We start from the raw sequence: 25,747 nt of genomic DNA on the forward strand, positions 1-25,747 counted from the left end.
GGGCCATGGGCAGCAAGTACATTGTAAGACAGCCGATTAAAGATGCGGCAGGTGAAATCCTGGGATATGAGATTCTATATCACGGTGAAAACCAGGCGTTTATAGGAGATGCCGGTGCGGCCAATGAGTTTGCCGCAGCAGATACCATCTATAATTTTTTGACGCAGAACAGCACAAAAAGCCTAAAGGGCTCCTTGAACTTCATGACCTTTACCACCATGCTCCTGATGAAAAAAACGCCAAGGCTGTTTGATAAGTCAGAGCTTGTGATTCAGATTGACGACAGTGTAATCATACATCCGCTGTCCATGCATTTTGTCAATCAGTATGCCCGGGAGGGATATAAGATTGCGGCCAACGAATTCCAGTTTGCACCCCGATATTTGACATTGCTGGATAGTCTAGACTATATCAAGCTCAATTCCAAAACAACGACAGATGCCGCCATGCATAATATTATTGACATTGCACACAGCATGCATAAAAAGTGCATTGTCACCAATATCGAGACGGAGAAGCAGTACCAAAAGGCGGTGGCGTTGGGCGCAGATGCGATGGAGGGAACCTATGTCGCAGAGAAGCTGACGACAAAGGCCCATAGCGGAGCGTACCTTCAGAGCAACTTTTTCCGCTTGATGGTGGCGGTAACGAAGGATGAGCCGGATGTCAATGAAATCGAGCAGATGATCTCTATGGACGCCAGCCTCAGCTTCGCCCTGCTGAAGATGGCAAACTCGGTGTATTTTGCTCTGCGGCATCGGGCGACGACGATTCACCAAGCCATTATGACGCTGGGACTGGGGCAGCTGAAGCAGTGGATTTATCTGCTCAGTGCCGGCAGCACGGATAACCAGATGGATGCCGGAGCGGAAGAGTTCCTGAAATTATCTTTCATGCGGGCGAACTTCTGCAGTGAACTGATGAAGTATGCCCAGGATATGCCGATTTCCAGATCAGAGGCATATTTAATGGGAATGTTTTCTACGCTCAATTACCTCATTGACGCGCCGCTGGAGGAAATTTTAAATGAGGTTCCAATTGCGGAGGAGATTAAGGCGGCACTGCTGCGCAAGGAGGGACGCTGCGGGAAGCTGTATGATCTGGTGCTGAGCTATGAGGCCGCCAACTGGAACAAAATCAGCGGCCTCGCGGAGGAGTTGGGGATTCCCAACCAGGTATTGACCGGCGTGTATTTTATCTGCATGGAAAACGTCAATATGCTGTGGGAGCAGTTGAACCATCCGTATGCGGAGCAGGACCAGCCGGAGGGGAGTGCGCCGGGAGCGGGGCAGTAAGCCTGTCAAAAATGAAAGCCTGGCGCAGTACCGCGTCAGGCTTTCAAATATGATAGACTTATGATATATCGTGCCGGGGGTGCTCCAGGACCTCCTTGCATGCACGCAGGATCTGGGCGGTGACAGCGGAGTTGAACCGTCCCTCATAGATAGAGAGCCTGGGAGTGAGTTCACGGACCGGCATGACGACGTACTTGGGCGGAAGCTGATTCAATGCCAACGCCAAAACGTCATTCCTGCAGCGGCTGCAGCGGCATAGGCCAAAGAGCGTCATATACTGATCGGCTTTTTCCTCCACCAGAAGCTGCATAATGTTTTCGCAGGTGGTCTCGCAGACTGCGGGAGAGGAAAGGGGCTCCGCAGGCGGCTGAGTTTCAGCGTCTTTTTCCGCGGCTGGAGGTGTAGCTGGCGGCGTTTCCGCGGAAGGGGGCGCGTCCTGCATGTGATTTTCCTGTGAAAGGGAAGGCACCGGTGGTTCTGGCATGGAACAAGAAGGAGCTGGTGCTTCTGCTTCCTCCTCCAAGGATGCCTGCAGAGCGTCCTTAATGGCAGAGGAGACTGCCATATCATTTTGCAGGGATGTCAGAATAGGGGGTGCCTGCGGGCTATGGGTGTCTTCCGGCAAAGCAGATGCAGCCGCGCCGTCTGTGGGCAGGGGAGGCTCGGCACCGCGGTTTCTGCTGAGCAGATTCATAACATGGGCGGTTTTGCTGGTGTTGGAACCCTTTACTGAGGCCATATGAGCGATACTCCTTTATCTTGAAAAAACGGCCGGCAATCAGCTCTTTTCCGGAAGTGGAAACCGATCTCCCGCCACAATGCTTACGATACTCTGCAAATCCAAGGCAGGCTTAGAGGCAGGACGGTAGGTGAGAACACTCTGACCATGAGCCGGAGCCATGGCGACTCCGACGCCCCTTCGAATCTTCGTGGGAAACACTTGGCTGTCCAGTTGACAGGCGACCTCCTCCGCCAGCTCCAGAATCTCCTGAGAGAGAGTCAGACGGGCGTTAAATTTATTGAGGAGAATGCCCAGAACCTTCAGGTTCGGGTTAAAGGATTGGCGTACCGCTTCTATGGTGTCTTGAATCTGAGAGATTCCAACCAGGCTGAGGACCTCCGCCTCCATGGGAATGATGAGGCTTGTTGAGGCGACATAGGCGTTGATCGTCAGAATATTCAGTGCCGGCGGAGTGTCAATCACAACAAAGTCATAGGCACCTGAGAGCAGATTCAGCTGCTGGGCCAGCATAAACTCGCGGCGCGGCGCTGTAAATGCAACCTCGGCGGTGGACAGCATGATGTCAGAGGGAAGAATATCTCCATACTGGGTGGATATTACGGCCTCTTGAATCATGGCAGCGCCGGTGAGCACATCATAAACAGTATGTCCGCTCCCAATATCCAGTCCAAGGGCAAAGGCCAGATTTCCCTGGGGATCGAGGTCAATGCCCAGCACCCGGGCGCCTCTTTGGTGAAGGCCGCAGACCAGTGCTGCGGCGACGGTTGTTTTTCCGACGCCGCCCTTTTGATTGGTAACAGTAATAATCTCTGGCAAGGAATTCCGCCTCCCAATGTAAAAACTGTGAGATTCCCTCTTATTTTTCTGAAGAGATGTGTCGATAAAAAAATAGAAGAATTATGAAGTCCACTCATAGAGAATATCGACAAATTTAGTCAATAAATAAGAGGGCAATGCCCGGTTTTTCAAAGGAGTGAAAGGATATGGCGTCTGTCAGCAGCGTGGGCAGCAGCTCCAGCAGCATTTACGGCACCCGGAATGTCATTTCAGGCCTAGCCAGTGGAATTGACACGGAAACTCTGATTGAGAATGCCGTCTCCGGCTATCAACTGAAAATCTCAAATCTGCAGCAAAAGCGGACCAAGGTGGAGTGGCAGCAGGAGGCCTACCGTAGCATCATTGCAAAAATGTCGGCCTTTACCGATAAATATACCTCCTATATGTCCGCGACGAACCTGATGTCCACGGCCTTCTTTGACAGTGCGGTGAAGGTCAGCACGGCTGGTGCTTATGCGGATAAGATCTCTGCCAGCGGCAGGACCAACAGCGATGTACAGATCTTAGGCGTCAAGCAGCTGGCCAAGTCGGCAATCTACACAGTCTCCGGCTTGACCGGCGGGAGCGGCGATTTGCCCTCCATTTCCGGAGAGCAAATCAATTTGAAAGAGAAGCAGCCGCTGAGCAATCTCTCCGGTTCACTGACGATTAACTATGGCGGGGGGCGGTCCTATACCGTCGACTTCGGTGAACTGGATATTTACAGCAGCGCCGACGAGCTGGCCAAGGCGATTGACGAAAAGCTGGGCGAGCAAACCATGACGCTCTCGGACGGCACGATGGTGGATGCAAATACAAGAATCGGAGTGCGCGTCAACGGTGAAAGCATTGAATTTTATGACAAGGGCGGCGCTGGCAACAATGTTTATATCAGCTCGGCCAGCGGGGATATCAAAAAGACCTTAGGACTCACGCCCTCCGAGAGCACCAAGAGCCTGGATCTGTCCGGTGTGGAGCTTGTGAATGAGGACGGCACCGTAGGGGATTATCTCTCCGGCAAGGAGCTGACGGTCACTCTGGATGGTGTGACGAAGAAGATCACCCTGCCCGACTATCGAAAAGCGGATGGACATACATGGACCAATGTGGAGTATCTCGACGAGCTGCAAAAGAGGCTGGATGATAGCTTCGGCGCTGGGAAGATTACAGTGGATCGCAACAGTGTCAGCGGTCGGGATGCGTTTTCCCTGAAGCTGACGACCCAGAAGGGGTCCACGATGGCGGTCTCCGGGAATGCGGCCGAGGCGATTGGCCTGGGAAGCGGCGCCAGCACCTATGTCGACACTAGCCAGACATTGGGAGACATCTTGAAGGACGCAGACTGGGGCAAGTTTACCCTGACAAAAGCCGAGGGCGAGGTTAAAAAAATTGATGTGGAGGCCACGGAGGACACCCCTGCCTATTCCTACTATGTGGATTCCAAGGGTCATAAAGTGGCCAAGAGCTATGATGACGGCCAGTATTACCGGGTGGACGACAAGGGCGAATTTCTGTACGAGTTCAAAGTCAACGACCAGGTGGTGGGCAGCTTCAGCAAAAACACCGCTCTGGAGAGCGTACTGACTGCGATCAACGGCAACGCGGATGTGGGCGTCACTGTCAACTACTCCAAGACCACCAACCAGTTTCAGTTCGTGGCCAAGGAGAGCGGCGCCGCCGGCCGTGTGGAGATGGGCGACGGCCTGGCCAGTGCCCTGTTTGGGGGCGGTACGGAGGAGAAGGGACAGGATGCGATCCTCTCCATGTCGGTTAATGGCCAGATTTTGGAGGATATTACCCGCAGCAGCAATACCTTCAACGTGGACGGACTGAGTGTAAATTTGAAGGGGACCTTCAACTATGCAGAGACGGATGTAACGGACGAAAGTGGAAAGGTCATAACAGCGGCGGGGACTCTGGTGGAGGACCCGGAGGCTGTGACCTTTACCTCCACCTCTGACGCAGATAAGGTCGTGGATGCAATCCGATCCATGGTGGAGGACTACAATGCCATGGTGACGGAGATCAAGAACGCCTATTCCACTCTGCCGGCCCAAAAGTCCAGCGGCGCGTATTATGAGCCGCTGACGGACAAGGATATGGAGGGGATGTCTGAGTCCGCCATTGCCGCCTATGAGGAGAAGGCAAAGCAGGGATTACTGTTTGGCGATTCCGATCTCTCCGCCCTGTACAGCCGCCTGCTCAACGCTGTCTCCATGACCGGCAGCGACGGCGCGGCGCTGAAGGCCGCCGGGATTACCACGGCCTACAGCAACGGACTGACGACCTTGACTCTGGATGAGACCACTCTGCGCGCCACCCTGGAGACTGACCCGGACAAGGTACGGGATATTTTTACCAAGAGCACAGAGAGCGGTGCTTCCACCAATGGCTTGATGCAGGCGTTGAAGACACCCCTGGATCTGTACGGAAAGACTACGGGCGGCAAGGGAATCCTGGTGGAGAAGGCAGGTTCCCCGCTGGCCAGCAGCACGCTCTATTCCAATACAATTCAGACGCAGCTGGATGCGCTGGATCAGCAAATTCAGAAGTGGCAGGACAAAATGTCCGACCAGATTGACCGCTATACCGCAAAGTTTTCAGCGCTGGAGCAGTTGGTCAGCGAAATGAATTCGCAGAGCTCTTACTTCGCCGGCTTGATGAGCGGCTATTGAAAAGGGCGGTGAGCCGATTACGATGGATCTGAAGGGTTATCAGCAATACAAGGAACAGAGCATCGCCACCATGACACAAGAAGAGCTGCTGCTTTTGCTGTATGATGAGCTGGTCAAGCGGCTGGTGCAGGCGGAGCTGGCGCTGGATAAAAAGGAGTATCCGCTGTTTGAGGCATCTGTGCAGCGCGGTATTGAGATTATAGATTATTTGGACAGCACGCTGGACCGGAAATATGAGATCAGCCACAGCCTGGGCCGGTTGTATGAATACTTCCATTATGAGCTGGGACGCGCAAAGATCGGCAGGCGGAAAGAGCCGCTGACCGGAGTAAAAATCAAGGCGGGCGAGCTGCGGGAGGCGTTCCGTGAGGCGGCAAAAAACGCAAAACAGAGGAAGTAGGAGGTATGGAAGCGTTGGAGCTGCAGCAGGCTTTGGCATTGGAAAAACGAATGTACACGTTGCTGAACGAAGCGTTTGACATCTCGAAGCAGCTTGCAGAAGCGATAGAACGGGGCGATCAGGTCGCCATACGCATCCTGCTTTCCATGCGGAGAGAACCGCTGGAGAATTTACGCAAGGTTCGCCATGCGCTGGAGGAACAGCGGGACGCGCTTGCGCCAGCGCAGGCGCGTCAGCTGGCGGAGCTTCTCAACGGAGCCGCGGCGGTAGGGAAGGAAGAAGAACGGTTGGCAGAGCAGGTGGCGCTCAACGGGCGGCTGCTCAAGCAGATTGTGGAGCTTGACAGGATTCTGAATCAGAAGCTGGGCGGCGAAAAATCGCTCTATCATAAAAAATTGGACACCGGCCCATCGGGCTGATGTCCAGAGAAAAGCGGGAAAGCGAGTCAGGTCTCGGCGGGGGAGAGGACCCAAAGAGGCGCGCCGTTGGCGGTACTGGCAGAGAGCTCGTCAAGAATCAGCTGCGGCTCCCATTCCATCAGGCTGCGCTCCTCGCTGTTTGGGTCGGCAACCAAAATCGTGCCGGAAAGTGTAACGCCGCGCAGAAGAATGAAGTGGCCTCCCTGTGTAAAGTGGCCGGGCCCCATCAGTGCCACCAGGAGGTTTCCAGACAGCAGCGCCTCCCGGACTGCTTGCGGGGTGTGTTCCTCAAGGGAACTGGCTGTCAGGCCATAGGCTGCCGCCGTCCCCTCTACAATCGAAAGATAGGACCCGCCGCCCTTTGCCCAGTATCCGTGCTCCACAGCCCACTGTGCCATCTGTACGGGGTCCCTGTCCCAATCTCCCATGCTGGACACAGCCATCGCCATGGCGGTGGGTCCGCAGCCGTAGTGCCCGATGTCGTCGCTGCCATATGGCTGCTCCGCCCAGGCCGCATCCCCCTGGTTATAATAAACGACGGGGATGATTCCCCCGGTCAGGACCTCTTTGCCATCCGATTCCTTGAGCTCTGTAAGAGAGGGATCGGAGATGGGGCCCTCGCTGAGGATTGCCGGTTCCCCCGCAAGCTGGGGATCGGCCAGCACTTCCTCCGGGGCGGTCAAAGCGGACCACCAGGCGGAGACTTCTGCGGCTGTGTGCGCACCAAGTTCCACGGCAGACTGTAAGCATTGGCGGACCGGCGACATAATTTTCTGATAGAGGTCGGGGGCAAAAAAACGACAGGCAGCCAGCTCTGCGCTTCCAACGCAGAGCAGGGCGAGGAGTGCAAAAAGAAGATAGGTTGTACGCTTTTTGGTGTTTTTCCTTTTCAAAATTCCACCACCAGATATCGACGTTATTTGACATTATATCAGAATCAAGGTGGTTTTCAAGAGCAAGGCGTTTGCAGCCCCCGCACGGTGATCAATAGACTGGAGCAAAATGGATATGCCCACAATTGCACTGGAACATGTAACCAAGTATTATCAAGCAGGCAGGCACGGCTGGACTGAAAAACAGATCGAGCTTGGTGTGGAAGATGTGAGCCTGACGATTGAACAAGGCGATTTTGTATTTGTGATCGGCAGCAGCGGCGCGGGCAAGAGTACTCTGCTGGATTTGATTTCAGGACAAATGAAGCCGGATCAGGGCGTTGTCCGGCTGGACGGCAGGGATTTATCAAAGCTGATGCGCTGGAACTACACCCGGACCACCCTGCTGTTTGGAAAGGTTCCCCAGGAGCAGTCCCTGATCCGGAAGATGACGGTGGAGGAGAATTTAATGCTTGCCGCCCGGGTTGGAAGAAAGCTGGAATCCGCCAAACAATTACACGCGCGGATTGAAAAGGTCATTGGATTGGTGGGCATGGCCGGGACTGGGAAAAGATATCCTGCGGAGATGTCCATTGGCGAATGCCGCCGTGTGGAGCTGGCAAGAGCGCTGATCAACAGCCCGCCTATTTTAATACTCGATGAGATTACAGCAAACCTGGATGATGACAACATTTGGGATATTTTCCATCTGTTGACGGAAATCAATCACAGGGGAACAACCGTGATCATGGCGACCCACGCCAGCAAATATGTCAATATTATGCGCCGCAGAGTGGTGACGCTGGTGGACGGACGGCTCTTCGGTGATGTGAGAAAGGGAAGATACGGTGATGTGGTGTAAAAAACGAGCGCACCGCGCAGCCGATTGATATAGATGAAAACAAGTGTAAGAAAGAAGAAGGAGTGGCAGTCATGCTCAAAAACATGAAAATTAAAAAGAGTTTGATTTTAGGGTTCGGAATTACCATCGTTGTTTCACTGCTGATTATTATCAGCACTCTGGTGCTTCTGTTTAAGCAGGGAAATGCCTACACAAGTGTCATCAACACGGAAATCCGGGCCAATGAACTGATCACATCCATTCGGCTGGACGCCACTGCCGCGGCCAGATGCGTCCGCGATATGGCGCTGAATCCTGATGACCGCAGTGGCAATGCAGAATTGGAGAGCTATATCAACAGCACCCTGACCGGCTTGGATGCAAAAATCCAGGAACTGCGAGAGATTTATCCTCTCGACGACCGTGATTTAGATACCCTGATTCAGGATTTGACCGTGTGGGCTGAAGAGGTCCCCAATATCATAGACGCGATTAACGGCGGTCGGGGCGATGAGGCTATCAGTATGATTCTGAATACCTGCTCTCCGCGCCTGAACGAGCTGACCACGTTTGCCGGTACGCTGGACGATTCTTTAAGCGCGGCGCAGCAGGAGGCGATTGACCGGCAGGAGCAGTCCAGCAGGATCACAATGATCGTGATCCTCGTAGTGATGGTGATCGCCACAGTGGCCGTCCTGGCTATTGCCACAAAGCTGATTCGAAGCATTGTGGAGCCGACAGCCCAGGTACATAAGGCCCTGATGGGCTTTAGCGAGGGCAAGCTTGATATCCCTGTGGAATTCGAGAGTAAAAACGAACTGGGTGACATGTGCCAGGCGCTGCGCACCAGTCAGCAGGTCTTGGGCGGCGTGATCAGCGATGAATGCCGTTTGCTGGAAGAGATGGCACATGGAAACTTTGACGTCCATACCAAGGATGAGAGCATGTATGTGGGCGCGCTTTATTCCGTCTTCCAGTCTATCAAAACCATCAACCACAATCTCAGCGATGCGCTGGCACAGATTGACCTGAGCGCGGAGCAGGTGGCCGCTGGGTCCGACCAGGTGTCCACGGGTGCCCAGGCACTGGCGCAGGGTTCCACAGAGCAGGCCAGCGCTGTGGAAGAGCTGTCCGCCACCATCTCAGAGATTTCCACGGATTCCGAGAATAACGCCAAGAACAGCGAAAAGGCCATGGAGCATGCGAAAAGCGCAGGCGGTCAGGTTGAGGAGAGCGCCAAATACATGGAAGAAATGGTGGAGGCCATGGATGAGATTTCCGGGGCCTCCCAGGAAATTGGGAAGATTATCGCCACAATCGAGAATATTGCGTTCCAGACCAATATCCTTGCGTTGAACGCCGCTGTGGAAGCAGCCCGGGCAGGCAGCGCAGGCAAGGGCTTTGCCGTGGTGGCGGACGAGGTGCGCAATTTGGCCACCAAGTCGGACCAGGCAGCCAAGGCGACCAAGGAGCTGATTGACCGGTCCATCACCTCTGTGCAGAGGGGAAGCGAGATCGTGAAGAAGGTATCCGACTCTCTGGACAAAACAGTGGATGCTGCGGAAAATGTCATGGGTGTGATTCAGGATATTGCCAAGGCGGCCGAGGAGGAGGCCGAGGCAATCGCCCAGGTCAGGGAGGGCATCGATCAGATCTCTTCCGTGGTTCAGACGAACTCCGCCACCAGTGAGGAATCGGCGGCAGCCAGCGAGGAGCTCTCCAGCCAGGCGGCTTTGATGAAGGAACTGTTGGCAAAGTTCAAGCTGCACAGTACGGATGACGTCTATGGCGCGGCAGCCAAAGCCGAATTTCGCAGCGAGGAGCCGGCTGAAGCCAGCGGAGCTGCCAACGCGTTCAGCAAATACTAAGGCTCCCTTTTGATGACGGCGCAGATGCGTTAAGCTCAGCCTTTCCGCGAATATTCCCTGCAATATGCTGGAAGGCGGTCCTGCTTCCGCCTTCCGGCATTTTCTTATACCGGCTGTTGAATCAGTGACCGCCTCAATCTGTTCATGGAAAGAGGGGAATTTGTGATGGCAAAATGGAACATCGGAGCATTCCTCCGCTCCTTGACAAAAGGTGCGGAGACGGAAACGCCTCCGCCTGCGGAGCAGGCAGAAGCGAGCCAGAACATCCTGACGGAGGAGATGGGCCCTGTCGCGGCGGAAAGTACCGCCGTGCGTTCCGAGCTGAAGGGAGCCCTGCTCGAAGTCTGGCGCCAGTGGGCCGGAAATGACCTGCCGCCGGTGCTTTCCCTGACCACGGGAAAACAAATAGAGGACCTGCACATGGACGCGCAGACGCTGGAGAAAGAGCGTGTACGGATCATGGTAATGCTGGAGAAGGACGCCCAAAAGCGCCTTGCAGTGATAGAAAAGGCGGGAAACAACGGAAGTGGGTCCATAGATGCGGCATGCCGCATCTATTTGTCCAAAGATAAAATGGCCGCATGGAGCTTTGTGTTTCCGCCGATGGGGGAGGGGAAACTGCGCGGTGAGGCTATTGGCAAGGCACTGGAGGAAAGCGGTGTCACCACGGGCATTGACCCGGCCTCCATGGTGTGTATTTTCCAGGAACCGCAGTATTTTAAATTGGTGCCGATTGCCATTGGTACGCCCCCTGTGGAGGGCGTGAGCGGCAGCATAACAGAGCGTTATCCGCGAGAGCTCTCTCATGAGGTCAAGCTGGATGAGAACGGTGTGGCGGATTACCGCGCGCTGAACTATGTCCAGCTGATTGAAAAAGACGCGGTCATCTGTGATATTACCCTGCCGCAGCCCGGGGAGGCCGGGCTGCGGGTAGACGGCAAGGTGGTGGAGCCAAAACCTGTGCGGGCAGCAAAAATTCCCGCCGGAAAGAACACTGCGGTGACGGAGGATGGGTTGCGGCTGATTGCCACACGGGACGGACATCTGACATTTGCGCATGAGGCATTTCAGGTCAGCCCACTGTTGGAAATCCAGGGTGATGTGGATTATTCCACCGGGAACATCGACTTTTCCGGAGATGTCCACATCTGCGGGGATGTACGGGAAAACTTTACCGTCCACGCGCAGGGCACAGTGACCGTGGATGGACTGGTAGAAGCGGCCACAGTGGAAGCGGGCGGCGACCTGGTCATTGCCCGCGGCGTGGTGGGGGACGGCAGGGCTCTGCTGAAAAGTAATGGATGTGTCCGTGTGCGCTATCTGGAAAACTGTGCCGTCTATGCGAAAGGGGACATCTATGCGGATTGCATCATGGCCTCCCGTATCTTCAGCGACGGTTCGATTGATGTGACCAGCGGAAGAGGCAGCATCATTGGCGGAGCGCTGACCGCCGCAGTCTCTATCAAAGCGCATATGATTGGGGCACAGTCCGGAAGAAAGACGGAGCTTACCCTGGGGATCTTGCCCTATGTGCAAAATGAGCTGCGAGATATCAAAGAGGATTTGTGTACCATCAGTCACGAAAAAAGGCACCTGGATCAGGAGCTTGCATATCTGGAACAAAAGCAGGGCATGGAAGGAATCAGTGAAAAACTGGCCAAAGCGCGCATGCGCTGGTCGGTGTTAAGAATTAAGGAACAGCAGCTGACAAAGCGGAGAGAGCGGCTGCAGCCAATGGTACCGGACCTCTCCAAATGCCGGATAGAAGGCGAGGTCATTTATCCGGTCACAAGTCTGGAGGTGCAAACTGCCATCTGGACAGCAACAACCGTTCGTAGGAATTGTAAAGTGGCGTATGATACTAAGACGGACGAATTGAAGGAGCTCCACTGAGGAGCTTATCAGATGGAGGGAGGAAACCTTGGAGGCGGTATGTGACTGCGACTGGGTCAATCAAATGGCCGGAACTCTGGTCTGCGAAATTATAGAGCTGATGGCAGGAATTCAATTGCAGCATCATCCCGCTTGGGAACATACTGCAAGGGAAAGAGACATAGATGCGATCTATGGTTTTGTAGAGGGAGACTTCCCCATGAAGCTGCGCTTTCTTGCGGAACCCCGCATGCTCTCCCGTCTGGCCCGGAACATGCTTGGAAGCGAGCCGGAAGAGGGAGAGGCGCAAGAATACGCAATGGAATTCTTTAATATTTTGTGCGGCAGATTTATTTCTGAACTCTACAAGGCGACTGAGACAACTGCGCGCTTTTTTCCGACGCGGTATGAAGCCTCACCGAACCCCACGGGGCTGGGCGAGGATACCTCACTCAGTACCGTTTATTTTATCAGTGATGAACAGGAATTAGCTGCGTTTTCCTGGACGGCCGAAGTCGTGAATGATTTATTGAGGAGGAGCATGCATGGCCAAGTATAGGATCATGGTGGTTGACGATTCCCGCGTGATCTACGCGGAGATGAAAAAAATGCTTGAGGGCAGTGACATCGAGATTATCGGCTACTGCCGGAGCGGCGAAGAAGCGCTGGAGCAATATGGCACGATGAAGCCAGATCTGGTGACATTGGATATTGTCATGCCGGGAATGGATGGCCTGGAAACCTGTAAAAAGCTGCGGGAACACTACCCAGAAGCCAATATTTTCATGGTATCCTCCATGGCCTATGACGATATGATCGACCGCGCTGCCGCGCTGGGTGCAAAGGGCTTTTTGTTTAAGCCCTTTACCAGGGAAACACTGTTGGAGGGCCTGAGGGGAGCATTCAAAGCCATTCATCTGTGAGGCCAAAAGGAAGGAGCGTTGCCTGTATGGCGGAATATCAAGCGCAGGATACCGATCTCGTGTTCGCTCTGGACATTGGCACACGCAGCGTGGTGGGCGTTGTGGGAAGGACCGTGGGAGACCGGCTCAAGATTTTGGGCATCGAAATGGAAGAGCATAAAAGCCGTGCCATGATGGATGGGCAGATTGACAACATCCAGCAGGTGGCGGATTTGGCGCGCATCGTGACGGAACGGCTGGAAAGACAGCTGGAGGTCCATCTGGAAAAGGTCTGTGTGGCAGCAGCTGGACGTGCGCTGCGGACCCAAAGCGGAACCTTTGCTCTGGAACTGCCGGATGGGCAGGCCATCACCCCGGAGCAGATCAGCCAGCTGGAGACTGGCGCGGTATCCGCGGCAGAGGCAGCGCTGCAGATGGACGAGGAGAATCGCCGCCAGTTTTTTCTGGTGGGCTATACGGTTGCGCAATACCGCCTGGACCGATATCCCTTATCCACCCTGCTGGGGCATGGCGGTAAGACCATGGAGGCAGATGTGGTGGCAACCTTTTTGCCCGGAGAGGTGGTGGAAAGCCTGTATGCGGCCATGCATCTGGCAGGGCTGCAAGTGGCCAGCATGACGCTGGAGCCTATCGCCGCGATGAATGCCGCGATCCCAGCCGAGCTGCGTCTTTTGAATCTGGCTCTGGTGGATATCGGCGCCGGCACCACGGATATCGCGGTTTGCCGGGACGGGAGCGTGGTTGGCTACACCATGGTGACGCTGGCGGGAGATGAGATCACAGAGGCGCTGATGCGGGCGTTTCTGGTGGACTTCCGGACGGCGGAGGAAATCAAACGAGACCTGTGGAACGGGGCTGATCTCCACTACACCGATATTCTGGGGGTGGAGAACACCAGCTCCTATGCAGCCGTTTATGAAGTGATTCAGGAGCCTATGAGACGTCTCGCGGAAGCGATTGCCGCCCAGGTAAGCGGTGTGAATGGCGGCGCGCCTTCGGCGGTGTTCCTAGCCGGCGGCGGCAGCAGGCTGAAGGGGCTGCGGGAGGAGGTGGCACAGTGCCTGGGCATGGAGGAAAGGCGTGTGTCCACGGCAGGCAATCATTACGCCAAGAGCGCCTTTTCCGAGGAGCTTGACCTGGATCATCCGGAATACGCCACGCCGCTTGGCATTGCCGTCTCTGCTGGGCTTGGCTTGCTGAATGACAGCTATTTGGTGATGCTCAACGGGCAGCCGGCAAAGCTGTTTCGCAGTGGTACACTCACACTGCGGGACATTCTGCTGATGAATGGCTATACGTACGAGGACATTCTTGGAAGGTCAGGGAAGAGTCTCTCCGTCACGCTGGACGGTAGACGTGTGGTTCTGCGGGGAGAGCCGGCGGCACCGGCTGTTTTGAGACTCAACGAAGAAGACGCGCCGGTTACTGCGGTGGTTCACGCAGGGGACCAGATCAGCTTCGTTCCGGCGCGCTCTGGTGCGGATGCCTCCAGGACGCTTGCAGAGCTGCTGGGAAGGCCCGTCCGTGCGCTGGTGAACAATCGGGAGGCGCCAGCAGACACGCAGCTGGAACAGGGAGATGTAATTTTGACATTGGAATCCCCCACTCCCGAAACGGAGATCCCGGCAGAGCCGGCGGCGCCTCCGGTGAGTCCGAAGCCCCTGGATATCGTGCTGAATGAAAAGCCGCTTCATCTGGACGGGAAAGAGGAGGGGACACCCTATTATCTGATGGATCTGCTGAAATTTTCCGGACTGGATTTCGACCATTTGGAGCGCCCAGTCCGTCTGGAGGTGAACGGCGCGGAATGCGGCTTCCGGCAGGTTCTCAAGGACGGAGACTCCGTCACCATCGCCTGCGTATGACGGCACAGAGCGTGGGGATGGGAGCCATCAACATGGAGGATGAGAACAGTTGAAACGAAAGAAAGCGATCCTTGCCGCCGTGGGGATTGTGGCAGCCGCAGGCGCGGCAGTTTTTTGGATGCGGAGGGACGGTGCTGCGGATGGAGAGCAAAGCATCGACCCTCCTGAGGAATACCGGATCGGCGGAGTGGACGTGATAGCGCTGCCAGTGATGTCGGACGGCGTTTCCGTGTATCAGGAGGAGGTGTTGGCGGCCGCCGGCACGGATGCTGATACAGACACAACCAACGGAACGGACGACGGCACAGCGCCGGAGATGGAAACTACCGCCGACGCCGTTGGCTACCGTTACGAGGGTCTGTCCGATGCCGGGACGCTGGTCTCAGCGTACACAGCGTTGCTGACATCGCCAGACCTGGGCTTCGACATCGTGGACGGAGCGCTGGTCAGGGCTGACGCCCCGGATTTCAGCGCGGTGTCAGGAGATGTGAATCTGGCGCACCGTGCGGCGGAGGCGGACAAGGTCATGCTCCTCCGGCTGACCTGGGCGGCGGGGAGCTGCACCGTCGTCACGGACACCCCGGAGGGGGAGATCACAGACCCGCCTGCGCCGGAGGGAATGACGATGGAGGAAGCACTGGACTATGTCCGGGGGCTGCCGCCCTCCCTTCTTGGGTTGGAGGGCAGCTCCATGGAGGATTACCGGATTTACGCACTGGATGGTATGGCGCTGATCAACGGCATCCCCTGCATTCCAGTGAGTGTGTACCGGACAGCGGAGGATACCGATACCAACGTGGTGGAAGGCAGCTTTTTCCTCTCCTCTGACCAGAGCCGCATTTATAGGCTGGACACGGCTACAGGCACCGTGGAGGAGGTGGTGGGATAGGCCGGGATCAGCCGCAGGGAACCGGGAACGCCGGTGAGACGGAACGCGCCGTGTCCGTTTAGCGCTGCCTGGGCGAAGATCGGCGTTAGCACACCCTCCAGCACCCCGGTCATGGAGCGGACGGACAGAGCTTCCCGCTCAGGGGAGAGAGCGCGTACCGTGACCGGGTCTACCTGGATGATCCGTAGCCCAAATTCCTGCCCTAGGGAGATGATCTGCTTGGCGGCGATGGCCAGCCGCGCCGCGGCGTCCAGGGGCTGGAAACCGATCAGGGCGCTGAACCGCCCTGCAATCTCCCGGAGGACCCCCTGACGCACCATGGCCTGCCGGGCCTCTTCGTTCTCCTGAAATAGCCGCTCCGCCAGCTCTGCTGGCGTGGCGGATTTTTTTTCGCCTTGGGAAACGGCTTCTCCCCGGCAGGAAAAGCCCAGGGGCCGCGCACCGGAAGGGGAGAGATCGGCGTTTGTTGTGAAGACAAAGACGCAGCGCCGGAAATCCAGCTCCCGCTCCCCTGCCTCATCTGCCCGGTGAGCGGTGCAGCGTCCCTCGTCCAGGATGGACATGAACACTTTGAGAACCTCCGGGTGGGCTTTTTCCAGCTCATCGAACATAAACACTGTCCGGGGATTCCGACGCACTGCCTCCAGGATGGGCTGGTCCTCATAGCCCACGTAGCCCGGCGGCGCGCCGGTCAAACGGTGGACGGAGTGAGGCTGGGTGAAGGTGTTCAGCTCCGTCCAGACGGATTGGTACCGCTCCCCCCGGCAGCGCTCCAGGGCCGGGGCCAGGGCCTTGCCCAGCTCCGACTTACCCACCCCTGTAGGGCCGTAAAACACCAGGGACAGGGGCCGGGCGGGCTCCCGTTTTGCAAGATGGCTGTACAGCCGAAAGGCGGTAGCTTCCACAGCTCGGTCCTGGCCCAGCACCCTTTGGCTCAGGTCGTGGGTCAAGCGCACACACGGCTCCGGCCAGTCCTGCCCCGCTGCGGCTGCCGCGGTGGGACGGCCCAGCTCCCATCGCAGAGAGGAGAGCCGTTCCGACAAGGTTTCGTAGCTCTGGAAACGCCAGAGATTCCGGCGAAAGAGGGCGGTCAGAACCCGGCTGGCCCCGTGATAGTCCACGGCGGGCCGCCAGTAAAGCAGATAGCTGCCGTCCCGCTGACGGGAAAAGCCCAGCAGGGCCCGCTCCGGGACGCAGCCATCCGGCATGAGGCAGTCAGGAAATTCATAGCTGCGCTCTTGTCGGGCGCACAGGTCAATGCACTGCCGCAGGGCGCTGTAGCCCGCCTGGGAGGCGGTGCAGAATTGAGAAAATGTAGCGGACATAAAGACCTCCTTTCACCGGGGAAACCGGCGTGTGTCAGTATTCCCGAAAAACGAAAGAGGCAAACCCGCCAGGTCGCAGAGCAAAAAAATTTGCAAAACGACTTAGTTTTTTGCAAAAACAGCCGATAAATATGATGTAGCGGTTCCAGAGAAACCGCACGTCCGCTTATCCATGGCCGTGGAGAGGCGGGCGCGGGGGCCGACGAGCCATGACCGGCCGGCGCGGCGCGAAAGGTCCCCCAACCACCAACGGACCGGACAAAAGGAGTTGTCCGGATCATGAAAAAGGAGTTTATCATATGCGTATTCAGCACAATATTATGGCGATGAACGCCTACCGCAACTACACCAACAACACCTCCGCCCTCTCCAGCAACCTGGAAAAGCTCAGCTCCGGCTATAAGATCAACCGGGCTGGCGACGACGCCGCAGGCCTCGCCATTTCTGAGAAGATGCGTGCCCAGATCACCGGCCTGGACGCCGCCCAGAAGAACGTGAAGGACGGTATCTCCCTGGTGAAGACCGCCGAGGGCGCCATGCAGGAGGTCCAGGACATGCTCAACCGCATGGTCTACCTGGCCAACCAGTCCGCCAACGGCACCTATGATAACGATGTGGACCGGGCCAACCTGCAAAAGGAAGTGGACTCTCTCCGCTCTGAAATCGACCGGATTGCGGATTCCGCCAACTTCAACGGCATCCAGCTGCTGGACGGCTCTTTGAGCGACGGTTCTGTTAAGGCCGCCTATCAGAAGTTGGACGCCGCCGGCATCAAGGGCCTGCTGCTGCCTGAGGCCGCTGGCGGAACCGCCGGCGTGGCTGGCACCAACACCCTGCTGGAGGCCGACAGCAAGACCAATCAGCTGCCCACCTTCTCCGTGGACCTGGACGGCATGAGCCATGTCGTGGATACTCCCGGTACTGATACCTTTACTCTGGAAGTTGGCGGCCAGACTGTAAATGCCACCGGCGACGTACAGAATCTGGCCAAGGGAGACAAGCTGGACGCTAAAGCCCTGGCCGCCCTGTATGATGGCTCCACGGTCACCCTGGATGGTGTTGCTTACACCGCTAAGGTGGAGGGCTCCAAGATTGTCTTCACTGCCGACAAGGCTGCTGACAAGGACATCAATGCCCACTATGACGTCAGCTTCGAGGGCGTGACCGGCAATACCGTGGCTGCCACGGCGGCTGTTTATACCACCGGTGCCCTGACTCAGACCGCGACTACCGGCGGCCAAGCAGCGACTGTCACCATTGAATACACCGACGCAGACGGCAAGACCCAACAGAAGGATGTGACCTTCAACAGTGGAACTTCTGCTGCTGATACCTTTAATGCCCTCAAGACTGCAATCGAGGCAGATGCCGACCTGAAGGATCTCTTTACCGTGGGCGGTAGCGATACGGCCGGTATGACTCTGACCGCAAAGACCGCCGGCGCCGATGCCCCCGCAGTCACCAACATCACTGTGAAGACTCCTGGTGGCGATACAGTCGCTATTGCCGCCGGCAATGCAGTTGACGGCGCGGACGCCTATACTACCGGCACAAGCGGAACCATCAATGTGGGCACCGTTAACGTGGTGGCCACCAAGGCCGGCGCTAAGGATCAGCTGGCTAACACGGTGCTGGATCTGGCCGGCAAGATGACCGACGGCACCCAGGTCACTCTGGGCGACACCACCTACACCTTTGCTGTGGGCAAGGACAGTGTGTTTGCGGGCGCGGAGAACGTCATTGACCTGACCCACCTCACCGGTGAGGAGGCTGACTTTGACGAACTGGCCGCCAGCAAGCTCACGGAGGCTGCCAAGGATAACGGTATCTTCTCTGTGGGCCATAAGGCCGGCGACGGCGGCAAGATCAGCCTCCAGCAGCTCCAGGCCGCCAAGGACTCCACCGACATGACCACCATGGATAAGCTGGCGAGCTACATCGGCGTGTCCACCGTGGACGCTGCCAAGGGCGATCCCATCATGGGTACCGGCCTGACGCTGCAGATCGGCGACACCAGCGACGCGTGGAACCAGCTGAAGGTATCCGTGGAGGATATGCACTGCGCCGCCCTGGGCATTGCCAACGTGGATATCAGCACCCAGGATGGCGCGGCCGAGGCCGTGAACGTGATCAAGGAAGCGATCAACAGCGTATCTATGACCCGTGGTACTCTGGGCGCCACCCAGAACCGTCTGGAGCACACCCAGAACAACCTCTCCGTGATGGAGGAGAACATCACCGACGCCGAGTCCACCATCCGCGACACGGACGTGGCCGAGGAGATGATGTCCTACACCAAGAACAACATCCTGATTCAGTCCGCTCAGGCCATGCTGGCCCAGGCCAACCAGGTGCCTCAGGGCGTGCTGCAGCTGCTGCAGTAATGCAGCGGTCGGCCGCATAACAGCTGGGCCTCACGGGAAGCAGCGGTAAAGCTTTCAGGCGGTGCCGCAGGAGAGGCAACACGAGGGGGCGGTTTTCCCGCCCCCTCTGCATCACACCCATCCGTGGAGAACCAGCTTTTTGCTTCACGGGGCATGTAGGAAATCGGCGCGAAACCCCTGAGGGGTCCGCAGGCATTGCCGGCGTTTAGTGGGAAGATAGAATGGATATGAAAAATAATAGTACGGCGGGTATATTCACGCTGACGCTGACACAGGATCTGATCAATCAGTTTTTGGAGGCTCTCCGGGAAAAAGGAGTACGGGAAGGAACTCTGAAAACGTATCGACACCATCTGGAACAGCTGTATGACTATCTGCCTGAGGATAAGCAGATCGAACAGGACACGCTGGCCCAGTGGCGGGAGGAACTGATGCGCGGTGGCTATGCTGTCCGGTCCGCCAATATCAGTATTTCCACGGCCAATAGCCTGTTGGACTTCTGCGATAAGCGGCATTTGCAGGGGCGGGTCGAAAAACCGGAACCCTATGTCAGGCCGGAACTGTCCCGAGGGGAATATCTGCGCCTTTTGCAGACCGCAAAAATCATGCGGGATGAACGGGCCTATCTGCTGATCAAGGTTTTCGCCTGCACGGGTATGACGGTGCAGGAGCTTGTCTGCCTGAGCGTGGAGGCAGTTCAAAAGAAAAAGGTGGTCATTGCGCCGGGAGGCACTCGTCAGCTTTTGCATATCCCGGAATGTTTACAGGCAGAATTGCTGGAATATGCACAGAGAAATGGAATCCTATCCGGCCCAATTTTCCTTGCAAGAACAGGGCTTGTGATCAGGAGGAGCAACGTTGCCCGCATCCTGAAAAAGATATGCCATCATGCCCAGGTGGCGGAGGAAAAGGGAACTTCCACCTGCCTGCGGAATTTGTACCAGGCTACCATAGAGGGAATCTTGGGGAATATTGATCTGCTGGTGGAGCAGGCGCATGATCGCGTGATAGAAAAAGAACAGCTTACATATGGCTGGGAGGAATAAAAAAAGTCATGGGATTGTCCCATGACTTTTCTTGTTTCTGGTCAGGCGTAGACGTCAATATATTGTCCCATGGACGGCGCGGCCGGTAGCATTTCCAGCAACTCCTGGGCGGCCAGCTCCTGGGTGTCCATCACCTTTTTCGTTACCGCCATGGAGTATTCCACGGAAAACCGCGCGGCGCTCATATCCATGGCTGCACCCGCGATGGATTCTAACATGCAAACACACTCCTTTACAAAAATATGGTCCATTTTTTTCAGGGGGAAGACGGTGGAGGGCCGCTCAACAGATCAAGCAAGGCGGCAGGGTCGGATTCCTCACGCGCAGAATCCTGATTGACAGCGGCGGCGGCAATCAGCTCACTGCGCAAAATGGGTACTTCCACCGGCGCAGAGATTGCCAGCCGCACACGGCCGCCCTCCACCGAAATGACAGAGATGGAAATATCGGAACCGATCATCACGGATTCACCGGGCTTGCGCTGCAGGATCAGCATGTCGCCGCCTCCTCCCCGCGGCCAAAGTCCGCCAGGGGATGCCGCATATCATAGGCTTCCGTCTCCATGATAATCTGCCGGGCCTCGTTGGTTTTGGGGTTGATAACCACAGGACATTTTAAATTGACCGTGCTGGCTGCCACCGGGTTTTTCACCGCACACAGCACATAAAAGCACAAGGCACTTGTGTCCTCCGCAGCAAAAAGCTCCAGTTCCGTCTTTCGCAGTACGGGCGTATAGCTCGGACAAAGAGAGAAGGGGTCCAGCAGAATGAAGGCTAGAGCGGGCGTGGCAGTGCTCTGCAGACACAGCATACTGTGCCCGCTGCCCTCAAAGGGGAGCAGCAGAAAATCGTGCTCGTCGTCAAAGCCGAACATTCCTGTCGGAAAGCGGATGACCTCCGAAGACTCATAGTCGATCTCACCAAAATATTTGGTTTGTAATTTCAATGAGGCGCCTCCCCCTTACGCCTGTACGTCGACAGGCTCATAATTGGGATCAGCAGAAGGCGGTACATACAACGGCCCGCCGATATATTTGATGATCACATCCGGCTGCTGCTTGACAGAGATTTCAATGTCGCCGGGGGTAAATTTGAACTGCGTCTGATTGACCCGCCAGTCAAAGTTCAGTTTATCCATTTCAAAACGGATATTGACCTCACCTGGGTCCCAATCCAGCTCCGGTCCCACCGATGGGAGAAACTGAATCCCAATGTTGGTTTTCACGTCCTTCGCCGCAGCATCTGCCGCAAACTGTGTCACCAGTTCTTCGCCAATCTGAGTCTTTAGCAGAAGCTCTCCCTGCTGAGCATAGGTGGCAGTGGCTTGATAGGCCGCCTGCCGGCCCTTCTCCGCGCTTTGCTGGATAGAGCGGACCGCGGTGGGCACAACAGAATTGCGGGCTTCAAAGGTGTCAATATTCAGGCGGATCGGACGGCTTTTGATGCTCAGACCGCCGTTATCTCTGGAAATTTCCAGCTCCGCCGTACCCCGCGTGTATTCCAGCTTCGCGTGGGACACCTTCATCTCGATTTCAATCGGTACATTTGTAATTTCAATGAGCGGTCCCATAGCAGTGCCTCAGCTCCTTTTATTATAAGACTCTTCACTTTGGATCAGATGTTGATATAATCCATCAGGCTTTGGGAGAGAATGCCGTTCCCCACCTTCAAAGCTGTGTTGTAGCAGTATTTCGCCCAGGAGAGCTGTGAAATTGCCTCCGCCGGGTCCACATCCTCGATCCCCAGGAATTGCTGCTCCAGTGTATACGCCATGCTCTCCAGCTGAGTCTGGTTGCTCTTGAGAAAATCGGCCTGGGTGTCCAGCTCGATGTGCTTATCCTGCAGCAGAGCGGCGGATGATTCAAACTTATCCGCCAGGCGCTGGAATTCATCCCGTTCCCCTGCGGCAAAGGCACCGGTGGTGGCGTCACAGTTTAGAAGAATCTGCCCCATCCGGGAGATGATGGAGACGATGTTCTTGGGGTCTCCGTCCTCGTCAACGCCATAGCCCAGGAAATTGATGCCCTGCAAGGCAACATTGAATACACTGGAGCCGATCACCTCACCCGTCTCGCTGTCCTCCTGTAGGCCCAAGCCAAGATCCGCGTACTTCGCCTCGCTCTTGGAGAGATAGTCCAGAGCGGCCAGATCCTTCTCCGCCTGCTCATAATCGGCCTTGGAGATAGTCTCTGAGGTGTCCAGCACCAGATAATAGCGTTCCGTTGTGCTAATATTTCCATCCGCATCCACAAGCTGTCCGGCACCGGTGGTGTCCCGCAGCACCGTGGGTGCATTTCCGGCCTTGACTGCCGCCTCATAATCGTCCACACTGATGGTCTTTACCTCGCCGGCAAGGAGATAGTTGGTCCCGGCGGGATCATACTGCCCCTGATCGTTCAGGGTGAGGGGAGCACCATTGCTCATGGCCACATCCGGTACTGCGGCGTCTACAGGGACTCCACGGTAGCACAGGGTGCCGTCTTCTCCCCAGGTAAAGGGAACCTTCAGCCCATCCGCGCCGGCGAAAATGAAGTTATCGCCATAGCGGCCATTCATGGTCTGCACAATCCCTTTTGCAAGTTCCGTCAGAGACTGCCCCAGGGCATTGCGGCCGGAGGCGGTGGGATCGTTGATACTGTTAAGAATGTCCTGATAGGCAGAGGAGGTCTTTTGGTTGTTGATGTCATCCACCACGCTGCCAAGGGCGCTCCAGGCCTGGTCATATTTGCGAACCACAGATTCACTTACCGAGTATTGGCTGTTGGCGCGCTGAAAGGACCGGCGCATCTGGAAGCAGCGCGCGGCTGTGGCGGGGTCTGCTGCGTACGTATCGAAATTCCGCCCAGTCAGAACGGTGTTCATCGCTTTGTTCAGCGTGTAGGAGGATCGCTGTAGATTATAGCGATAGCTTTTTAACACGCCGTTGGTAGTGGATCGGATCATCATGGTCGGGCAGCCTCCTTATCAGGTTGTAATGCCAGTACCGTTGATGAGCTTGTCAAGCACGGAGTCCAGAGTGGTCATCAGGCGGCAGGCGGCATTGTAGGATTTTGAATACTGCATCAAATTCATGGCCTCGTCATTCAAATCCACACCGGAGACAGAGTCTCTGCTGGTGTCAAGAGTGACGGAGGCAGCATAATAGTTGTCCAGAAGTGTGCTGGTTCCCTTCATATCATGGCCAAGGACAGAGCCGATGTTGTCCCACATCTCACCGAAGGTCCCGTTAAACAGGGGGATATCGCTGCTGTCAGGCTCCACCGCACTGGGGAGATAATCCATCTTTGTGGTGAACAGAGCAACCATGTGTAGGATATTCGCGCTGTCGGTGGTGGCGACATCCTGGTTGCTGGGGCGCACAAAGGAGGAAATAATCTGCTCGCCGCTGGCCCACGTGGCCGAGACAGAGATGTTCGAGGCGGTAATTCCCTCGGCATCGTCCGTGTCTCCGCGGACACTGAACATGTTGAAGCCCACCTTATCGCCGTTGGCCTCCAAAAATTCCAGCTGTTTATCCGTCAGCTTGATATCTGTAGTGAGGGTGGTTCCATCCAGAACCAGCGGGTTTCCGTCCTCGTCGATATATTCGCCCTTTTCATTCCGCATAAATCCCTGGTTGGCTGCGTTAAAGGCGCTTGCAAGCTGAACTGCCAAGGAATCCAGGGCCTTTTGATAGTAGGGAATTCCACGCTTGCCGGCGGCGTTTTCATCAGTCTTTGCAATGGTGTCTGCGGTGGAATACTCCCCAGCCTCCGTCAGCAGCTCCCGCTCAGATTGGAGAGCGCCGTAAAGGTCATTGTCATCCAGAGCCACAGCCTCGGAGGGAGTCTTGGTATACACCTGCTTATAGTATTGATTTCCAGACTTTGTAAAGACAGTAATGGTTGTGATATTCGTATCAGGGTCCGTCACGCTTGTGGCCTTACCGCCGGTGACGTCGTATTCGGCTTTCGTAATTGTCTCCAAAGGACCTTTTTCCATAGTATACTGGATACGGCCATTGATATCCCGCAGTTCGGAGACGGTCAGATCAAAGTTGGGGCTGTCGATGAGTTGCGCCAGGTTCGCATTATTGGTCCCGCTCCCATCCGGCTTCAGGTATTGGAAGTTATCAACTCCATTTGGGGGCTTGGTGGGATCAAAGTTGGGATTGGGCTGTGGGACCTGGGTTATGGAAAACTGGGCGGCGTAGGTGCCGTCCACCAGTAGTGTGGAGTCCGTCGTCACATCAGCGTCAGGGTTGGCGTTCCCCAGGCGGATCGTCAGCTTTTCAACGGTTTGACCCGCGCCGATATCCTCCTCGGTGTAGACTACGTCGATTTTCATGTATTCGGAGAGCTGGTCGATCAGCAGGTTGCGTTCGTCCCGAAGCTCCAAAGCATTGTCGCCGTGAATCTCACTTTTGCGGATGGAGGCATTCAGCTCCCGGATATTCGACAGAATATTGTTAACGGTCTCCACATCCTGCTTGTAGCCGGCCAAGGTATTATTGTACAATTCACTGAGTCTGTTGGCATAGGAGTTGATTTGCTTGGCCAGTACGTCCGCGGCGGCACGAACTTGGGTGTCATATACGTCGTGCCCGGTCTGATCTGTCAGCTGCTGAAGGGCGTCGTACATCTTGTCCAGCTGCGCGCTGATGATGCCAAAGCCGTCTTCACCGTCGCTTACCTCGTCCAAAATCGCCTGGATTCCCTCCAGGCCGCCCAGCTTGGCGTCCATGGCGCCCACGTTGGACATTTGGCTGCGGTAGCGGATGTCCAGATAGGGGTCCCGCAGCTGGGACACGCCGGTACACAGCACGCCATTTCCCGTGCGGGCGCCGAAAGAGGAATAATACCGGTCGGCGCCACCTGCATAGAAGCTGCTCTGTTCCAACCGCTGACGGGTGTATCCAAAGGTATTGATATTCGCAATATTATTTCCGGTGACACTCAGTCCTGCCTGAGACGCATAGATTGCCAGCCGGGCTTGGGTATAAGAACCAAATGTACCAATCGAATTCATCGTAAAACTCCTCAAAACTGATCCGCCGCAGCGGAACATGATTGCTTATACTCGGAAATCTGTCTTTGCAGATGGAGCCTGGGGCACAGGCGCGGAACTTCCGGTAGAGTCGGCGTTCAGGGCTGCAAGAACCCGGTCGACCTCGCGGAGGTTGTGCTCCAAAATGCCTCGGGCCACTTGGGCACCATTGCGATAAGCGCGATACTGCTCCGTTAGTTCGGCGGCTGTTTGGCGCACCGCATCTTTCATTTCAGCAGGGAAATACGCAGCCAGCTGCCCAAGAGGGACCTCTGACAGGCCCAGCTCCTGGAGAAGGTTCAGACGTTTTTGCTCCTGACCGCGAAATGCCAGGGCCAATGCCTGTTCCTCGTTCAAAATTTCATGCAGCGCCTCCAGGTCATCTGTTTGGGCAACCTCGATTTTGCGATGCACCAATTTGGTGAGCCGCTCCAGATTGCTGACTATGGAACGCAGAAGTTCCAAATAGGAACGGAAGAGCTGTTCCATCG

The 25,747-nt window shown here is 56.1% G+C and carries 24 protein-coding genes; 13 read left to right on the forward strand and 11 right to left on the reverse strand.

All coding sequences use genetic code 11. From position 1 onward, the window contains the following. Nucleotides 1-5: 5 nt before the first annotated feature. Nucleotides 6-1,295: an EAL and HDOD domain-containing protein gene (locus tag KJS55_RS10165; RefSeq protein ID WP_213543277.1), complete on the forward strand. Its 1,290-nt coding sequence runs from the start codon at nucleotides 6-8 to the stop codon at nucleotides 1,293-1,295. A gap of 58 nt (nucleotides 1,296-1,353) precedes the next feature. Here KJS55_RS10165 and KJS55_RS10170 read toward each other — a convergent pair whose 3' ends face one another. Beyond that, entirely contained in the window at nucleotides 1,354-2,034 is a 681-nt protein-coding gene (locus KJS55_RS10170) for a late competence development ComFB family protein (protein ID WP_213543278.1), read from the reverse strand. 39 nt (nucleotides 2,035-2,073) lie between these two features. Continuing rightward, the gene (locus tag KJS55_RS10175) at nucleotides 2,074-2,853 is read right to left on the reverse strand and encodes a ParA family protein (RefSeq protein WP_213543279.1); all 780 of its coding nucleotides are present in this window, start codon (nucleotides 2,851-2,853) and stop codon (nucleotides 2,074-2,076) included. Between the two features lie 167 nt (nucleotides 2,854-3,020). Here KJS55_RS10175 and fliD point away from each other — a divergent pair, with 167 nt between their 5' ends. Genes fliD through KJS55_RS10190 form a run of 3 tightly spaced genes read left to right on the forward strand, consistent with a single transcriptional unit; the run spans nucleotide 3,021 to nucleotide 6,347 of the window. Beyond that, nucleotides 3,021-5,528, forward strand: coding sequence for a flagellar filament capping protein FliD (fliD, locus tag KJS55_RS10180; RefSeq protein WP_213543280.1), 2,508 nt, complete (start codon nucleotides 3,021-3,023; stop codon nucleotides 5,526-5,528). 22 nt (nucleotides 5,529-5,550) lie between these two features. Continuing rightward, entirely contained in the window at nucleotides 5,551-5,928 is a 378-nt protein-coding gene (fliS, locus tag KJS55_RS10185) for a flagellar export chaperone FliS (RefSeq protein WP_187029495.1), read from the forward strand. Nucleotides 5,929-5,933: 5 nt separating this feature from the next. Beyond that, complete coding sequence (locus KJS55_RS10190; protein ID WP_187029497.1) at nucleotides 5,934-6,347, forward strand: hypothetical protein; 414 nt, start codon at nucleotides 5,934-5,936, stop codon at nucleotides 6,345-6,347. Between the two features lie 26 nt (nucleotides 6,348-6,373). Here the strand turns inward: KJS55_RS10190 and KJS55_RS10195 are convergent, their stop codons facing one another. Beyond that, a complete protein-coding gene (locus KJS55_RS10195) occupies nucleotides 6,374-7,240 on the reverse strand; it encodes a C39 family peptidase (RefSeq protein WP_228300511.1) in 867 nt (288 codons plus the stop codon). Between the two features lie 115 nt (nucleotides 7,241-7,355). Between KJS55_RS10195 and KJS55_RS10200 the strand changes: the two genes are divergently transcribed. The 7 genes from KJS55_RS10200 to KJS55_RS10230 all read left to right on the forward strand — a co-directional run bounded on the left by KJS55_RS10200 (nucleotide 7,356) and on the right by KJS55_RS10230 (nucleotide 15,477). Next, the gene (locus KJS55_RS10200) at nucleotides 7,356-8,081 is read left to right on the forward strand and encodes a cell division ATP-binding protein FtsE (protein WP_187029499.1); all 726 of its coding nucleotides are present in this window, start codon (nucleotides 7,356-7,358) and stop codon (nucleotides 8,079-8,081) included. Between the two features lie 71 nt (nucleotides 8,082-8,152). After that, a complete protein-coding gene (locus KJS55_RS10205; protein WP_187029501.1) occupies nucleotides 8,153-9,928 on the forward strand; it encodes a methyl-accepting chemotaxis protein in 1,776 nt (591 codons plus the stop codon). A 165-nt stretch (nucleotides 9,929-10,093) separates the two neighbouring features. Further along, a complete protein-coding gene (locus tag KJS55_RS10210; protein ID WP_187029503.1) occupies nucleotides 10,094-11,821 on the forward strand; it encodes a flagellar assembly protein A in 1,728 nt (575 codons plus the stop codon). Between the two features lie 28 nt (nucleotides 11,822-11,849). Next, nucleotides 11,850-12,359 (forward strand): hypothetical protein, encoded by a 510-nt coding sequence (locus tag KJS55_RS10215; protein WP_187029505.1) that lies wholly within the window; start codon nucleotides 11,850-11,852, stop codon nucleotides 12,357-12,359. Then, nucleotides 12,346-12,723, forward strand: coding sequence for a response regulator (locus KJS55_RS10220; RefSeq protein WP_187029507.1), 378 nt, complete (start codon nucleotides 12,346-12,348; stop codon nucleotides 12,721-12,723). The genes KJS55_RS10215 and KJS55_RS10220 overlap by 14 nt, the downstream gene beginning before the upstream one ends. Nucleotides 12,724-12,749: 26 nt before the next feature. Then, nucleotides 12,750-14,588: a cell division protein FtsA gene (locus tag KJS55_RS10225; RefSeq protein WP_187029509.1), complete on the forward strand. Its 1,839-nt coding sequence runs from the start codon at nucleotides 12,750-12,752 to the stop codon at nucleotides 14,586-14,588. Between the two features lie 49 nt (nucleotides 14,589-14,637). Beyond that, nucleotides 14,638-15,477 (forward strand): hypothetical protein, encoded by an 840-nt coding sequence (locus KJS55_RS10230; RefSeq protein ID WP_213543281.1) that lies wholly within the window; start codon nucleotides 14,638-14,640, stop codon nucleotides 15,475-15,477. Here the strand turns inward: KJS55_RS10230 and KJS55_RS10235 are convergent. After that, nucleotides 15,429-16,802, reverse strand: a complete 1,374-nt coding sequence (locus tag KJS55_RS10235; RefSeq protein WP_213543282.1) for an AAA family ATPase — start codon at nucleotides 16,800-16,802, stop codon at nucleotides 15,429-15,431. The genes KJS55_RS10230 and KJS55_RS10235 overlap by 49 nt on opposite strands. 299 nt (nucleotides 16,803-17,101) lie before the next feature. Here KJS55_RS10235 and KJS55_RS17515 point away from each other — a divergent pair, with 299 nt between their 5' ends. Together KJS55_RS17515 and KJS55_RS10250 are read left to right on the forward strand one after the other, a co-directional pair. Further along, nucleotides 17,102-19,186 (forward strand): flagellin N-terminal helical domain-containing protein, encoded by a 2,085-nt coding sequence (locus KJS55_RS17515; RefSeq protein ID WP_283093708.1) that lies wholly within the window; start codon nucleotides 17,102-17,104, stop codon nucleotides 19,184-19,186. A 227-nt stretch (nucleotides 19,187-19,413) separates the two neighbouring features. After that, the gene (locus KJS55_RS10250; RefSeq protein ID WP_187029515.1) at nucleotides 19,414-20,232 is read left to right on the forward strand and encodes a tyrosine-type recombinase/integrase; all 819 of its coding nucleotides are present in this window, start codon (nucleotides 19,414-19,416) and stop codon (nucleotides 20,230-20,232) included. Between the two features lie 41 nt (nucleotides 20,233-20,273). Here the strand turns inward: KJS55_RS10250 and KJS55_RS10255 are convergent, their stop codons facing one another. The 7 genes from KJS55_RS10255 to flgN are packed head-to-tail and all read right to left on the reverse strand — an operon-like array spanning nucleotide 20,274 to nucleotide 25,745. Then, nucleotides 20,274-20,450, reverse strand: a complete 177-nt coding sequence (locus tag KJS55_RS10255) for a YjfB family protein (protein WP_187029517.1) — start codon at nucleotides 20,448-20,450, stop codon at nucleotides 20,274-20,276. A 38-nt stretch (nucleotides 20,451-20,488) separates the two neighbouring features. Then, nucleotides 20,489-20,728, reverse strand: a complete 240-nt coding sequence (locus tag KJS55_RS10260; RefSeq protein WP_187029519.1) for a carbon storage regulator — start codon at nucleotides 20,726-20,728, stop codon at nucleotides 20,489-20,491. Continuing rightward, nucleotides 20,722-21,177 (reverse strand): flagellar assembly protein FliW, encoded by a 456-nt coding sequence (gene fliW, locus KJS55_RS10265; RefSeq protein WP_187029521.1) that lies wholly within the window; start codon nucleotides 21,175-21,177, stop codon nucleotides 20,722-20,724. The genes KJS55_RS10260 and fliW overlap by 7 nt, the downstream gene beginning before the upstream one ends. A 15-nt stretch (nucleotides 21,178-21,192) precedes the next feature. After that, nucleotides 21,193-21,801: a DUF6470 family protein gene (locus KJS55_RS10270; RefSeq protein WP_187029522.1), complete on the reverse strand. Its 609-nt coding sequence runs from the start codon at nucleotides 21,799-21,801 to the stop codon at nucleotides 21,193-21,195. Nucleotides 21,802-21,845: 44 nt separating this feature from the next. Then, on the reverse strand, nucleotides 21,846-23,177 hold the full coding sequence (locus tag KJS55_RS10275) for a hypothetical protein (protein WP_187029523.1): 1,332 nt from the start codon (nucleotides 23,175-23,177) through the stop codon (nucleotides 21,846-21,848). A gap of 18 nt (nucleotides 23,178-23,195) precedes the next feature. After that, the gene (locus KJS55_RS10280; RefSeq protein ID WP_213543283.1) at nucleotides 23,196-25,238 is read right to left on the reverse strand and encodes a flagellar hook-associated protein FlgK; all 2,043 of its coding nucleotides are present in this window, start codon (nucleotides 25,236-25,238) and stop codon (nucleotides 23,196-23,198) included. Between the two features lie 45 nt (nucleotides 25,239-25,283). After that, complete coding sequence (flgN, locus tag KJS55_RS10285; RefSeq protein WP_187029527.1) at nucleotides 25,284-25,745, reverse strand: flagellar export chaperone FlgN; 462 nt, start codon at nucleotides 25,743-25,745, stop codon at nucleotides 25,284-25,286. Between the last annotated feature and the right edge of the window lie 2 nt (nucleotides 25,746-25,747).

Origin of the sequence: Pusillibacter faecalis (assembly GCF_018408705.1) — a bacterium.
Taxonomy (GTDB): domain Bacteria; phylum Bacillota; class Clostridia; order Oscillospirales; family Oscillospiraceae; genus Oscillibacter; species Oscillibacter faecalis.

What these genes read in the sequence shown, in the direction of transcription:
- KJS55_RS10165 (WP_213543277.1), top strand. Translation starts at nt 6, where the DNA reads ATGGGCAGCAAGTACATTGTAAGACAGCCGATTAAAGATGCGGCAGGT.
- KJS55_RS10170 (WP_213543278.1), bottom strand. Translation starts at nt 2,034, where the DNA reads ATGGCCTCAGTAAAGGGTTCCAACACCAGCAAAACCGCCCATGTTATG.
- fliD (WP_213543280.1), top strand. Translation starts at nt 3,021, where the DNA reads ATGGCGTCTGTCAGCAGCGTGGGCAGCAGCTCCAGCAGCATTTACGGC.
- fliS (WP_187029495.1), top strand. Translation starts at nt 5,551, where the DNA reads ATGGATCTGAAGGGTTATCAGCAATACAAGGAACAGAGCATCGCCACC.
- KJS55_RS10190 (WP_187029497.1), top strand. Translation starts at nt 5,934, where the DNA reads ATGGAAGCGTTGGAGCTGCAGCAGGCTTTGGCATTGGAAAAACGAATG.
- KJS55_RS10200 (WP_187029499.1), top strand. Translation starts at nt 7,356, where the DNA reads ATGCCCACAATTGCACTGGAACATGTAACCAAGTATTATCAAGCAGGC.
- KJS55_RS10205 (WP_187029501.1), top strand. Translation starts at nt 8,153, where the DNA reads ATGCTCAAAAACATGAAAATTAAAAAGAGTTTGATTTTAGGGTTCGGA.
- KJS55_RS10210 (WP_187029503.1), top strand. Translation starts at nt 10,094, where the DNA reads ATGGCAAAATGGAACATCGGAGCATTCCTCCGCTCCTTGACAAAAGGT.
- KJS55_RS10220 (WP_187029507.1), top strand. Translation starts at nt 12,346, where the DNA reads ATGGCCAAGTATAGGATCATGGTGGTTGACGATTCCCGCGTGATCTAC.
- KJS55_RS10225 (WP_187029509.1), top strand. Translation starts at nt 12,750, where the DNA reads ATGGCGGAATATCAAGCGCAGGATACCGATCTCGTGTTCGCTCTGGAC.
- KJS55_RS10235 (WP_213543282.1), bottom strand. Translation starts at nt 16,802, where the DNA reads ATGTCCGCTACATTTTCTCAATTCTGCACCGCCTCCCAGGCGGGCTAC.
- KJS55_RS17515 (WP_283093708.1), top strand. Translation starts at nt 17,102, where the DNA reads ATGCGTATTCAGCACAATATTATGGCGATGAACGCCTACCGCAACTAC.
- KJS55_RS10250 (WP_187029515.1), top strand. Translation starts at nt 19,414, where the DNA reads ATGAAAAATAATAGTACGGCGGGTATATTCACGCTGACGCTGACACAG.
- KJS55_RS10255 (WP_187029517.1), bottom strand. Translation starts at nt 20,450, where the DNA reads ATGTTAGAATCCATCGCGGGTGCAGCCATGGATATGAGCGCCGCGCGG.
- KJS55_RS10260 (WP_187029519.1), bottom strand. Translation starts at nt 20,728, where the DNA reads ATGCTGATCCTGCAGCGCAAGCCCGGTGAATCCGTGATGATCGGTTCC.
- KJS55_RS10270 (WP_187029522.1), bottom strand. Translation starts at nt 21,801, where the DNA reads ATGGGACCGCTCATTGAAATTACAAATGTACCGATTGAAATCGAGATG.
- KJS55_RS10275 (WP_187029523.1), bottom strand. Translation starts at nt 23,177, where the DNA reads ATGATGATCCGATCCACTACCAACGGCGTGTTAAAAAGCTATCGCTAT.
- KJS55_RS10280 (WP_213543283.1), bottom strand. Translation starts at nt 25,238, where the DNA reads ATGAATTCGATTGGTACATTTGGTTCTTATACCCAAGCCCGGCTGGCA.
- flgN (WP_187029527.1), bottom strand. Translation starts at nt 25,745, where the DNA reads ATGGAACAGCTCTTCCGTTCCTATTTGGAACTTCTGCGTTCCATAGTC.